The 12,973-nt window shown below is 57.0% G+C and carries 9 protein-coding genes; 3 read left to right on the top strand and 6 right to left on the bottom strand.

The window, feature by feature from the left end; all coding sequences use genetic code 11:
• The first annotated feature begins 13 nt into the window (after nucleotides 1–13).
• The 3 genes from CWM52_RS21930 to CWM52_RS21920 are packed head-to-tail and all read left to right on the top strand — an operon-like array spanning nucleotide 14 to nucleotide 2,909.
• Nucleotides 14–1,171 (top strand): branched-chain amino acid ABC transporter substrate-binding protein, encoded by a 1,158-nt coding sequence (locus CWM52_RS21930; RefSeq protein ID WP_100686014.1) that lies wholly within the window; start codon nucleotides 14–16, stop codon nucleotides 1,169–1,171.
• Nucleotides 1,172–1,188: 17 nt separating this feature from the next.
• Nucleotides 1,189–1,671, top strand: a complete 483-nt coding sequence (locus tag CWM52_RS21925; RefSeq protein WP_100686013.1) for an L-2-amino-thiazoline-4-carboxylic acid hydrolase — start codon at nucleotides 1,189–1,191, stop codon at nucleotides 1,669–1,671.
• Nucleotides 1,668–2,909 carry a Zn-dependent hydrolase gene (locus tag CWM52_RS21920; RefSeq protein ID WP_100686012.1) on the top strand — a complete coding sequence of 414 codons (1,242 nt, stop codon included), beginning with the start codon at nucleotides 1,668–1,670 and terminating at the stop codon, nucleotides 2,907–2,909. Before CWM52_RS21925 ends, CWM52_RS21920 begins: the two co-directional genes overlap by 4 nt.
• A gap of 45 nt (nucleotides 2,910–2,954) precedes the next feature.
• Here CWM52_RS21920 and CWM52_RS21915 read toward each other — a convergent pair whose 3' ends face one another.
• From CWM52_RS21915 to cadA, 6 genes are all read right to left on the bottom strand, one after another.
• Nucleotides 2,955–3,977 (bottom strand): ABC transporter permease, encoded by a 1,023-nt coding sequence (locus CWM52_RS21915; RefSeq protein ID WP_191121248.1) that lies wholly within the window; start codon nucleotides 3,975–3,977, stop codon nucleotides 2,955–2,957.
• Between the two features lie 19 nt (nucleotides 3,978–3,996).
• A complete protein-coding gene (locus CWM52_RS21910; RefSeq protein ID WP_100686010.1) occupies nucleotides 3,997–5,481 on the bottom strand; it encodes a sugar ABC transporter ATP-binding protein in 1,485 nt (494 codons plus the stop codon).
• A gap of 33 nt (nucleotides 5,482–5,514) precedes the next feature.
• On the bottom strand, nucleotides 5,515–6,438 hold the full coding sequence (locus CWM52_RS21905) for a sugar ABC transporter substrate-binding protein (RefSeq protein ID WP_100686009.1): 924 nt from the start codon (nucleotides 6,436–6,438) through the stop codon (nucleotides 5,515–5,517).
• Nucleotides 6,439–7,244: 806 nt separating this feature from the next.
• Nucleotides 7,245–8,762, bottom strand: a complete 1,518-nt coding sequence (gene lysS, locus CWM52_RS21900; RefSeq protein ID WP_100686008.1) for a lysine--tRNA ligase — start codon at nucleotides 8,760–8,762, stop codon at nucleotides 7,245–7,247.
• A gap of 456 nt (nucleotides 8,763–9,218) precedes the next feature.
• A complete protein-coding gene (gene dtpD / locus CWM52_RS21890; RefSeq protein WP_100686007.1) occupies nucleotides 9,219–10,682 on the bottom strand; it encodes a dipeptide permease DtpD in 1,464 nt (487 codons plus the stop codon).
• Nucleotides 10,683–10,822: 140 nt separating this feature from the next.
• Nucleotides 10,823–12,970, bottom strand: coding sequence for a lysine decarboxylase CadA (cadA, locus tag CWM52_RS21885; protein ID WP_100686006.1), 2,148 nt, complete (start codon nucleotides 12,968–12,970; stop codon nucleotides 10,823–10,825).
• Between the last annotated feature and the right edge of the window lie 3 nt (nucleotides 12,971–12,973).

Genomic DNA, 12,973 nt, shown 5'->3' with positions numbered 1-12,973 from the left:
TCAGGGAAAAACAATGAAAACAGTCAAAATCAGTGCGCTCAGCGCCGCTATTCTGCTCAGTGGCTTTGCCTCATCCGCCGCCTGGTCTGCGGCCAGCGAAACCGTCATTATCGGCCTGGCGGGTCCGCTGACCGGTCCTTCCGCCCGTATCGGTAAGGATCTGGAAAACGGCGCGCAGCTGGCGATTGATGATATCAACCAGCAGCATCCGACCATCGGCGGCAAGGCGGTGACCTTCAAACTGCAATCGGAAGACGATCAGTCCGATCCGCGTACCGCGGTTGCCGTTGCCCAGCGTCTGGTGGACAGCGGCGTCGCCGGCGTCGTCGGTCACTGGAATACCGGCACCAGCATTCCCGCCGCACGGGTTTACCACGATGCCGGCATCGCCCAGGTAGCCCCGGTCGCCACCGGACACGCCTATACCAGACAGGGCTTTGACACCAGCTTCCGCGTGATGGGCCACGACGATGACGGCGGCCAGTTTGCCGGACAGTACGCGGTGCAAACTCTGAAGGCGAAACGCATCGCGGTGATCGATGACCGTACCGCTTTTGGTCAGGGGCTGGCGGACGAGTTTATTAAGTCGCTGGAAGCACAGGGCGTGAAAATTGTTGACCGTCAGTATGTTGACGACAAAACGGTCGACTTCAGCGCCGTGCTGACCGCAATCCGCAGCAAAAACGCCGATCTGATTTTCTTCGGCGGCGTCGATAGCCAGGCCGCTCCGCTGGCGCGGCGGATCAAACAGCTGGGGATGAACGCCACCCTGATGGGCGCCGGCGGTTTCGTCAGCCAGACCTTCCTCCAGCTGGCGCAAAAAGAGGGTGACGGCGTGGTGGCACTGGAGCCGGGCCTGCCGGTCGACCAGATGCCGGGCGGCAAAGCCTTTGAGCAAGCCTACCAGTCGCGCTACCACACCCATATCGAGCTGCACGCGCCGTTCGCCTATGATGCCACCCGCGTACTGGTGGCGGCGATGGAAAAAGCCGACTCCGTCGACCCGACCGACTACCTGCCCGCTCTGCGCGCGATCGACTACTCCGGGGTCACCGGGAAAATCGCCTTTGATAAAGAGGGCAACCTGAAATCGCCAACCTTTACCGTTTACAAAGTCGTCGACGGCAAATGGCAGCCGCAAACCGTACTCGGCGGCGCAACAACGAAGTAACGCAGTGAGGCAATGTGATGAGTGATAATAATGAGCTGGGCATTCTCGCCCGCCGCAAGATTGAAGCCGAAATTATTAAGCCGATTTACGCCATTCTGGTGCGCGAGATAGGCAAGGCTCGCGCCCAGGCGGTCATCGGCGAAGCGATTGAAAACGCCGCCATCGAGGCGGGAAAAGCCTTTGCCAGCCAGGAGCCGGACGGCGCGAACATCCAGAGCTTTGTCGCCCTGCAATATCTGTGGGAAAAGGACAATGCGCTGGAGGTCAAGGTGCTGGACGCCGACGACCAGCAGTATAACTACAACGTTAACCGCTGCCGCTACGCCGAGATGTACCACGAAATGGGCCTCGGCGAGATTGGTCACCTGCTCTCCTGCGCCCGCGACGACAAGTTTATCGTCGGCTACGCCCCGGACGTGGAGTTGACCCGCACCACCACCATTATGCAGGGCGGAAAGTGTTGCGACTTCCGCTATCGCGTGAAGAAGGACAAACCATGATAACCGTCAACGGCGAACGTCTGTGGTCAACGCTCAACGCGATGGCGCGTCTCGGCGCCACGCCTGCGGGCGGCGTCACCCGACTGGCGCTCAGCGAGGAAGACCGGCAGGCACGCGACCTGCTGCGCGAGTGGGCGCGGGAAGCCGGTTTTCCCTGCACAGTCGATAGTATGGGCAATATGTTTATCCGCCGCGCCGGTAAAAATTCGCAGCTGGCCCCGGTGTTGACCGGTTCGCACGTCGATTCCCAGCCGCTCGGCGGCCGCTATGACGGCATTTACGGCGTGCTGGCCGGGCTGGAGGCGCTGCGTACGCTGAACGATCGTGGCATAGAGACCGAACGCGATATCGTGCTGGTCAACTGGACCAACGAGGAAGGGGCGCGCTTTGCCCCGGCGATGCTCGCCTCCGGCGTGTGGGCCGGGCAGTTCAGCGAAGCTTTCGCGCTGGCCCGCGAAGATCGCGACGGCATCAGCGTCGGCGCGGCGCTGGAGGCTATCGGCTACCGCGGCGAACGCCCGGCCGCCGCATTCCCGCTGCATGCCTGTTATGAGGTGCATATCGAACAGGGGCCGATTCTGGAAGAAGAAGGGGTTGATATCGGGCTGGTGGACGCGGCGATGGGCCAACGCTGGTTCAACGTCGCGCTGGAGGGCTTTTCCGCCCACGCGGGCACCACGCCAATGGGCAGTCGCCGCGACGCGCTGACCGCTTTCGCCGAGCTGGCGCTGGCGGTTGAGCAAATCGGCATCGCCCACAATCCCGATGGCCGGGCGACCATCGGCATGGCGCAGGTGATACCGGGATCGCGCAACGTGGTGCCGGGGCGCGTAACCTGCAGCGTGGAATTCCGCCATCCGCAAAGCAGCGCGCTGGAGGCAATGGAACAGGCGTTGCATCGTGCCGCCGCAGAGCTGGCGGCACGCCGCGTGACGGCGACAGTCGAGCGTATTTTCGATTACGCCCCTATCGCCTTTGATGCAGAGTGTCTGGCCCGCAGCCAGCAGGCGGCAAAAGCGCTGGGCTACAGCGCCCGACGTATGGTCTCCGGCGCCGGTCACGATACCTGCTATATCAGCAAGGTCGCGCCCGCCAGCATGATTTTTATCCCCTGTGAGAAAGGGATTAGCCATAACGAGGCGGAAAACATTCTGCCCGCATGGGCAGAAAAAGGGGCCAACGTGTTGCTCAACAGTTTACACCTGGCCGCCGATGAGCCGGAACCGGACGCGGCGTAGAAAGTCATAGAGCCCGCGGCAGCTCAGGCCACGGGCTCTTGCCGGTTAATGCTTCTTGCGGTTACGGCGCATGTCTATCGTCACCGCCGCAACAATAATAATCCCTTTGATAATATCCTGAACGTAAGCGTCGACGCCGACGAAGGTGAAGCCGCTTTTGATTAAACCGAGAATCATCGCGCCAATCAGAGTCCCGGTGATGCGGCCAACGCCGCCCATCAGGCTGCTGCCGCCGATAACGGCCGCGGCGATCGCGTCCAGTTCGTAGGACATCCCCATACTGGACTGCCCGCTGCTGACGCGCGCCGCCAGCACCACTCCGGCCAGCCCCGACAGCGCGCCGGCGATGGTGTAGACGATAACCAGATATTTATTCACATTGATGCCGGACACTTTTGCCGAGGTCATGTTGCCGCCGATGGCGTAAACATATTTACCGTAGCGGGTGTGCTTCAGGGCGATGTGAAACAGGGCGGCAATCACAAAGAAAATAATCACCGGCATCGCCCCCTGACCAATCGACGTAAAGCTGTCGGACAAGAAGCTGATAGGATTTCCCTGGGTGTAATATTGCGCCAGACCGCGGGCGGAAACCATCATCCCGAGGGTGGCGATAAACGGCGGGATCCCGGTGCGGGTGACCAAAAAGCCGTTGGTTAATCCGCAGATCAGCCCGACGCCAATCCCGGCGCAAATGGGAATGACCGCCGGCAGGTTAACCAGCGACGGGAACATCGGCGTCAGGCTATCCGAGGTTTGCGCCAGGCTTGCTGCCACCACGGCGGCAAGGGCAATGACCGAACCGGAGGAGAGGTCAATCCCGGTGGTGATAATGACCTGCGTGACGCCGACGGCGATAATCCCGATAATGGCGACCTGCAGGACGATCAACACCAGGCGGTTGGTATTCATCAGAAAAGACTGGTCGCGGACAAACCAGCCGGCAATTTCAAATGTCAGGGCGATAACCAGCATAACAATAAAGATACCGGTATCTTTCGGCAATTTATGGCGTAAATTACCGAGGAAAGAGGATCGCTCATTTGCCGCGGTTGCGGTTAGTTTCATATTACTCATTCTCTACACCTCAGTGGGATGCCAACGACAAAATGGTTTCCTGATCGGCTTCGTCTTTGTCGAGGATGCCGGTAATACGCCCTTCGTGCATGACCATAACCCGATCGCTCATGCCGAGAATTTCCGGCAGTTCAGAAGAGACCATAATGATCGCGACGCCACGGTTGGCCAGTTCGCTTATCAGATGATAAATTTCAGCTTTCGCCCCCACGTCAATCCCGCGGGTTGGTTCATCAAGAATTAATATTTTCGGCTGCGCCAGCAGCCAGCGGGCAATTAAGACCTTTTGCTGATTACCGCCGCTCAGGTTATTAATAATTTGATCCATGGTCGGGGTTTTAATATTCAGTCGACGGATCTGTTCCATGCAGTCTTCCGCCATCTTCATATGTTTGACGAACCCGCTCTTGCCGATATATTCCGGCATATTGACGATACTCATGTTTTCCATCACCGAGAGCACGAGGAACAGCCCGGACTTTTTGCGATCTTCCGTCAATAGCGCCATCCCTTTCTCAATGGCGACGGAAGGCGAGTCGATCGTCACCGGCTGGCCGTCAATCAACACTTCGCCGCTGTCAAAGCGCTCCATCCCGAACAGGCTCTCCATCACTTCGCTGCGCCCGGCGCCGACCAGACCGGCAACGCCGAGAATTTCTCCGCGGCGGACGCTGAAATTCACCTCCTCGAAATAGCCCTGGCGCGTCAGATTGCGGACCGTTAACACCTCCTCGCCAATCGTATTATTGAATTTCGGGAACAGCTGAGTTAATTCGCGGCCCACCATTTGGGTAATCAGCGACTGACGGGTAAATTCACCCGTCTGCCGACTGCCCACCCAGGTCCCGTCGCGAAAGACGCTAATTTCATCGGTAATCGCGAAAATCTCATCCATTTTGTGGCTGATATAAATAATGGCTTTGCCCTGCTCGCGTAAATCGCGAATGATGGTAAACAGGTGCGCCACTTCGCTTTCCGTCAGCGCCGAGGTGGGTTCATCCATAATGACAATATCCGCGTTCCACGATACCGCTTTGGCTATTTCCACCATTTGCTGGGCGGCAATGCTGAGATCGCCCACCAGCCGGTCGGCGGATAAACGGATATTCAGTTTATTGAGCAGGGTCTGAGTCTGGCGGGTCAGCTGCCGATGGTCGACAAAGCCGTATTTCATCGGCTCGCGCCCCAGCCAGATATTTTCCGCCACCGTCATATGCGGCACCAGGTTCAGCTCCTGGTGGATCATCGAGATCCCCGCGCGCAGCGCATCCATCGTATCCTGGAACTGCACCGGTTCACCCTTCACCCGGATCGCGCCCTTATCGGGACGGTAAATCCCGATAAGGCACTTCATCAGCGTCGACTTTCCCGCACCATTTTCCCCCATCAGGGCGTGCACCGTCCCCGGGCGCACGCGTAATGAGACGTTATCGAGCGCCTTCACGCCAGGAAAGAACTTACTGATACCTTCGGCTTCAAGTGCAAAAGCGTTCATACATCACCCTCCGTACCGCTGAGCCAGAAATGATTATTTTTGATTACGACTGACAAATTCAGACATATTCTGTTTGGTAATCAGCTGGTAAGGGATATCGATGACTTTTTCAACTTTTTCCCCGTGCGCCAGTTTGACGGCCGCATCCACCGCCCCTTCCCCCTGCCCTTTGGCATCCTGGAAAATCGTGGCGATCATCTTGCCGTTTTTCAGCATCTGCAGGGCGTCAGGCGTCCCGTCGACCCCGGCGATCAGAATGTGCTTCGGGTTGCTCCCCAGCGCCTGCAGCGCGCCAATCGCCATTTCATCGTTATTGGAGGCGATCGCCTGAATATCTTCCCCGCTGGTCATCCAGTTACTCACCACATCAACGGCATCGTTACGCATAAACTTCGCCGTCTGCTTCTGGACTATCTTGATATTCGGGTATTTCGCGACGACCTCTTCCACGCCTTTGGTACGGTCGCGGGTGGATTCGTTTGCCAGGTCACCCAGCAGAATCGCCACGTTACCTTTGCCGTTCATCGCCTTCGCCAGCGCTTCCATCTGCAGACGGCCTGCCAGCACCGAATCCGAACCGACGTAGGCCATTTTGTCGGTCAGCGGAACCTGAGGGCGGCGGTTAACGAAGACCAGCGGAATCCCGGCTTTTGTCGCCTGATCGATAATCGGCTTCACGGCATTGGTATCGACCGGGTTGACGATGATGGCATCGACACCCTGGCCAATAAAGTTTTGCACCTGCTGCAACTGCTGCGCGACATCGCCCTTGGCATCCTCAACCTGCGATTTCACTCCCTCTTTTTGCATCTCTTTTTGCATAGCGGTACGCAGGATAGTCAGGAAGTTATCGTCGAAAAGTGCCATCGACACGCCGACGGAGAGATCTTTTGCCATCACCGCGGCGGGCAACATACAGACTAACAAAGAGGCAACAATCGTTTTCTTGATGTTCATAGTTGTTCCTTGGGGTTCAGTGATATGCCAGTTCATCGAGATGAAATGAAAAATTCATTTCGGAAAACATCTTTCTGCTGCCGACCGGTTCGCCAGTCAGAAATCTTTCTTCTGACTGCACTGTTTTGGCACACTTTTATCAGAACCACTTAATTCAGCGGCTTTTTTAATGAGTTATTAAAACAATAGTTCATAAATCATACGATTTGTCGGTCGGTCAATTTCAGATTATTTGTTCCATTAGCAACACATATGAAACTTTTATAATTAAATAACTGAAATGAAAATTTTAAAACCATCTGATAACAGAACTTTGACAGATATCTAACATTGCGGCATAAACGCGCAAAAAATGAGAGGCGCCCAGCAGTTTGCGCACAAGCCGCGGGCCTGCCGCTGGCAATCCGCCAGAGGGGATTACTCACCTGAAGAAAAGGGGTATTTGAAACATCAGCGGCGCTTTCAGGCGTCTGAGCTGCCGCAGACGTTTGCCTGCCCCCCGGACGCGACGGGGAGGATAAAAAAATACGCTGAAGGCCAGCCTGGAGGGGGATGAACCAGGTTGTGCAGCACAAGGCGGCGAGGCGTGTGGACGAGCACAATTCCCCCCCTGAGACGATGAATGCCGGTGGGCTGACGGTTACAAGCGGGCCATTTCACTCAGCCCGGGCCACTGAAACGCAAAACAGCGCCCAAAGGCCGTACCTCACCCGTCTGGCGCGATGACGGCGGCCTTCCACCGGCAAATATGAGGCATAAAAAAGCCCCCGGCTCTGACGAACGGGGGGCCTGGTCGTGGGCGTAACTTATTTCTGCGGACGCATTGCCGGGAACAGGATGACGTCGCGGATAGTGTGGCTGTTGGTAAACAGCATCACCATCCGGTCGATCCCGATCCCCAGACCGGCGGTCGGCGGCAGGCCGTATTCCAGCGCGGTCACGTAGTCTTCGTCGTAGAACATCGCTTCGTCATCCCCGGCGGCTTTGGCATTCACCTGGTCCTGGAAACGCTGCGCCTGGTCTTCGGCGTCGTTCAGCTCGCTGAAGCCGTTACCGATTTCACGGCCGCCGATAAAGAACTCAAAGCGGTCGGTAATTTCCGGGTTCACGTCATTACGGCGCGCCAGCGGAGAGACTTCCGCCGGGTATTCGGTGATAAAGGTCGGCTGAATCAGGTGCGCTTCCGCCACTTCATCAAAGATTTCGGTGACGATACGCCCCAGCCCCCAGCTCTTCTCAACGTGAATGCCGATGGACCCGGCAAGGGCTTTCGCCGCGGCGAAATTATCCAGATCCGCCATCTCGGTCTGCGGACGGTATTTCTTGATAGCTTCACGCATGGTCAGTTTTTCAAACGGTTTGCCAAAGTCGAAGATCTGGTCGCCGTAGGGGACTTCCGTTTTACCCAGCACGGTCTGCGCCAGAGTGCGGAACAGGGATTCGGTCAGTTCGATCAGATCTTTGTAATCCGCATACGCCATATAGAGTTCCATCATGGTGAACTCCGGGTTGTGACGCACCGAGATACCTTCATTACGGAAGTTACGGTTGATTTCGAATACCCGTTCGAATCCGCCCACAACCAGACGCTTCAGGTACAACTCCGGCGCGATACGCAGGTACATGTCCATATCCAGCGCGTTGTGATGGGTGATAAACGGACGCGCAGACGCGCCGCCGGGGATCACCTGCATCATCGGGGTTTCGACTTCCATAAAGCCGCGGCCCACCATGAACTGGCGCATCGTCGCGAGGATCTGCGAACGGACTTTAAACGTACGTCGGGATTCGTCGTTGGCAATCAGATCCAGGTAGCGCTGACGATAACGGGCTTCCTGATCCTGCAAGCCGTGGAATTTATCCGGCAGCGGGCGCAGGGCTTTGGTCAGCAGACGCAGCTCGCTGCAGTGAATGGAGAGTTCGCCGGTTTGGGTTTTGAACAGCTTACCGCGGGCGGCGATAATGTCGCCAAGGTCCCACTTTTTAAACTGTTCGCTGTAGACGCCTTCCGGCAGATCGTCGCGCGCGACGTACAGCTGAATGCGGCCGCCGACGTCCTGCAGAGTGACGAAGGAGGCTTTCCCCATGATGCGACGGGTCATCATACGACCAGCGACAGAGACTTCAACGTTCAAGGAGGTGAGTGCTGCATTATCCTTGTCATCAAATTCAGTGTGCAATTGGTCAGAGGTATGGTCACGACGAAAATCGTTCGGAAACGGGATGCCCTGCTCACGAAGCTGAGCCAGCTTTTCACGACGGTTTTTCAGTTCATTATTAAGGTCAATTGCCTCATCGGCACTTTGTGCTTGTTGTTCAGACATGTTGGTTCCTCATAACCCTGCTTTCAAACTTGCTTCGATACATTGCCCCAGGCCACTCTCTGGCGCGCCCTGTTCCGGCGCTGACTCCGGAGAACAATTTTTATGGTCCTGGCTTCGGTTGCGGCTGATTTCACTAAGTCTTTGCTTAAGTAACAGTTTTTTATCTTCGGATTCATTGCCTGCCAGAATATCCTCCCGCTATTCAGTAAACGGTGCAAGGAGCGGATTTCGCGCCAGTGTCGGGGATGCTGACCCCGGAGGCGGTGCTGCATTCGGCCCTCCCCGGCTCGCGGCGTAAACGCCTTAGCCGGGCTACCTGGCTCCAGTGTCGGGGATGCTGACCCCGGAGGCGACGCTGCATTCGGGCCCTCCCCGGCTCGCGGCGTAAACGCCTTAGCCGCGCTACCTGGCTACCGGGCGGCATGATGTTGTCGCCCCGGTAAGCCCGGCGCCGCCTCAGGGAAGTTCACCGGCAGCCGCGCGGCGTTTGCCAACGCTGAACGCGGCGGCGAAGGCGACGACGACAATGACCGCCACGCTGCCCAGCGTCCATTCGCCCATCTGGGCAAAGAAGTGCTGATACGCGGCAATCGCCGTATCGCTGATTTGCGACTCGGTGGTCTGCTGCGCGACGATACCCGCCAGCCAGTTGGCCACCGCCCCGGTCGCCAGCATATAAATGCCGGTCAGCACCCCGGTCACGCCCGGCATATTCAGGCGGGTGATCTGCGCCATCGCTACCGGGTCGATAAATAGCTCGGCAAAGCCCATCAGCGCCAGGCCGGCCACCATCATGCCCATCGATGCCTGCCCCTCCGCCGCACCGTGACGTGCGTTGAGGGCCAGCACAATAAACCCGCAGCCCATCAGCAGCAGGCCAAAAGCAAATTTCAGCCACACGCGCAGCACCGATCGCGTGCTGCCTTCCGGGCGCATCAGCCAGGCCAGCGCTACGCCCGCCGCCATCACGGCAACGGCGTTTACCGACTGGAAGAGAGCCGTCGGCACCTCAATGGCGAACAGCTGGCGGTTAACAAAGCGATCGATAAACAGGCTGATCGAACTACCGCCCTGCTGCGCCAGAACCCAGAACAGCGTGCCGGTCAGCATCAGCAGTACGATTTGCCACAGCGCGCAACGGTGCTGCGGGGAGTTCACCATAATGCGCGCCACCATTTGGGCGGCGAAAACGCAGACGATGGCCAGCAGATAGCCAGCGCCGTTATTTTCCAGCAGCAGGGTGAAAAACACCGGCGCCACGCAGAGCATGACCACCAGCCAGCCCCAGGTCGGCAGAACAAATTTCACCGTACGCAGCGCCTGTTTGTCGACGCCGCGGGTGTGGCTGAAATGGCGATGGCCGCTGAGGAAAATCAGCAGCCCGATAAACATGCCGATCCCCGCCAGCGCAAAACCGATATGCCAGCCATACCACTGCGCCGCCATCCCGCAGGCGATGGGCGCCGCGATGGAGCCGACGTTCCCGGCAGCGTACAGCAGCGAGAAACCGCCGTCGCGGCGAGGGTCGTCAGCGGCGTAGAGTTCACCCAGCAGACAGCTGATGTTGGATTTGAACAGGCCGTAGCCGCAGATAATGATCGCCAGCGCGAGGTACAGACTCCAGGTTGCATCCGATTCAACGCCCAGCACGACGTGGCCGAGCGTCATCAACAGCGCGCCGACAATGACCGCCGTGCGATTGCCGAGCAGGCGGTCGGCAAGCCAGCCGCCGAGAATGGGGGTAACGTAAACCAGAGAAGCGTAAGCGCTGAACAGACTGATGGCGTGGCTGTCATCGAAGCCAAGCTGATGGGTGAGGTAGAGGATGAGTAAGGCACGCATGCCGTAAAAGCTGAAATATTCCCAGATTTGGATCGCGACGATGTAATAGATCGCACGCGGTTGTGAGGGTGTTTTCATGAGGTCTCCCTGCGGTCTGTCGAATTTGCCCGGCGGCGCGTTGCTCGCACGGGCCGACATGCGGATCGTAGGCCGGGTAAGCGCAGCGCCACCCGGCAATGAAAAAAGGGAAGTGGCCCGCCACTTCCCAGGAGCTTCAATTACTTGTTGTTTTCTTCTTTCAGCACTTTCACGGTGTAGCGGCCATCCGTCTGACAATAGGCGCCGTGGATATCGGTTTCGAAGCCCGGATAGTGGGCACCGATTTCGCACAGCATCTGCAGGAACTCCAGTACCGGACGACTCTCTTCGGTGATCATTTCACCCGGCATAACCAGCGGCACTCCCGGAGGATACGGCAGGATCATGTTGGCGTTGACGCGCCCCACCATCTCTTCGAGATACACCTCTTCGGTCTGACCGTGCAGCTCTTTCTGGAACGCGGCATACGGCGTGATCATCATGGTCGGCAGCACTTCGAAAGCGCGGAACATCAGCTCCGGCAGGTTATGATGCGTAATCAGTTTGTGAATGTTCTGCGCCAGTTCCTGCACACGCATGTTTTCGTAGAATTCAGGATCTTCGCGGTACAGCGACGGCAGCATGTTTTTCACGCGCAGGTTCAGGTCGAAGGCACGTTTAAAGTCGGTCAGCGCGCGCAGCAGGCTCAGCGCTTTGGTTTTGTCGATACCGATACTGAACAGGAACAGCAGGTTGTACGGACCGGTTTTCTCCACCACGATGCCGTGTTCGTCGAGATACTTCGCCACGATGCTTGCCGGAATACCGAACTCATCCATGGTGCCGTCTTTCTTCATCCCCGGCGTCAGCAGCGTGACTTTGATCGGGTCGAGGTACATGTGTTCGTTATCGATGTTTTTGAAACCGTGCCATGCGCTATCGGAACGCAGCGGCCAGCATTCCGGGCCATCGATATGTTCCGGCTGCCAGACGTCGAAGAACCAGCCTTCGGATTCGCCTTTCAGACGTTTGATCTCTTTACGAAACTTAATGGAACGTTCGATAGAGCCATCGATCAGCCGCTTGCCGGCATTGCCTTTCATCATCGCCGCGGCGGTTTCAGTCGAGGCGACCACGCCGTAGTGCGGAGAGGTGGTGGTGTGCATCATGTAGGCTTCGTTAAAGGTCTCTTCGTTGACAGCACCTTTAACGTGAATCATCGAAGCCTGAGAAAACGCCGCCAGCAGTTTGTGCGTGGACTGGGTTTCATAAATCACTTTCCCTTCCACGCGATCGCCGCTCATCCCGCATTTACCGGCATAGATTGGCGAGAAGTTGGTGTAAGGCACCCACGCGGAGTCAAAGTGGATAGATTTCACATCCAGCGTTTTCTTGATGAAGTCGGTGTTATACAGAAGACCATCGTAGGTGGAATTGGTGATCACCGCGTGTACCGGCCAGGTGGCGTTCGGCGTCTCTTTTACCCGTTTGGCGATAGTGGCGTGCTGAAATTCACTCTGCGGAATACCGCCGAGGATGCCGTAAGCGTTACGGGTCGGACGGAAGTAGATTGGCGTAATGTCGCTCATCATCATCAGGTGAGTCAGCGATTTGTGGCAGTTACGGTCAATCAGCACGGTGCTGCCAGCTGGTGCGGAGTACATGCCGACGATTTTGTTCGCCGTTGAGGTGCCGTTGGTCACCATGTAGCTGCGTTCGGCGTTAAAGACGCGCGCAATATACTCTTCCGCTTCTTTATGCGGGCCGCTGTGGTCCAGCAGGGAACCCAGTTCAGAAACGGAAATCGAGATATCGGATTTCATGGTGTTTGAACCAAAGAAATCATAGAAGATGCTGCCAACCGGGCTTTTCTGGAAGGCGGTCCCGCCCATATGGCCTGGGGTACAGAAGGTGTATTTACCTTCACGCACATATTTGAACAGCGCTTTGGTCAGCGGCGGCAAAATGGTATCGATGTATTCATCGGTGTTCTGTCTGATTTTATCGGCGATGTCATCGGCGGCCCCCAGCGCATATTCGAAGAAGCGTACCTGCATCCGCAGATCGTTGAGGCTGACGTCCAGCGTGGAGTAGGTGTTAGCGAAAGCATACAGCGGCATATATTCGTTCAGCTTGCTGATCTCTTCGCACAGTTCGAGATTGTATTTATCCCAGTCGAAGATCACCCCGCACAGACGGGCATTGTTTTCGATCAGTTTCAGTAAATCTTCGCGGTCGTTCGGATAGACAATACGGAAGTCCAGGCGTTCAAGGGCGCGATGCAGTTCACGGATGGGTTCTTCTTTGAAGTAGACACCCATGTGATTCATGATTGCGATAACGTTCATAGT

This window comes from Raoultella sp. T31, assembly GCF_002806725.1.
Lineage (GTDB): Bacteria > Pseudomonadota > Gammaproteobacteria > Enterobacterales > Enterobacteriaceae > Klebsiella > Klebsiella electrica.
Note: the sequence above shows the minus strand (reverse complement) of the source record. Positions and strands in the feature narration are given on the sequence as shown.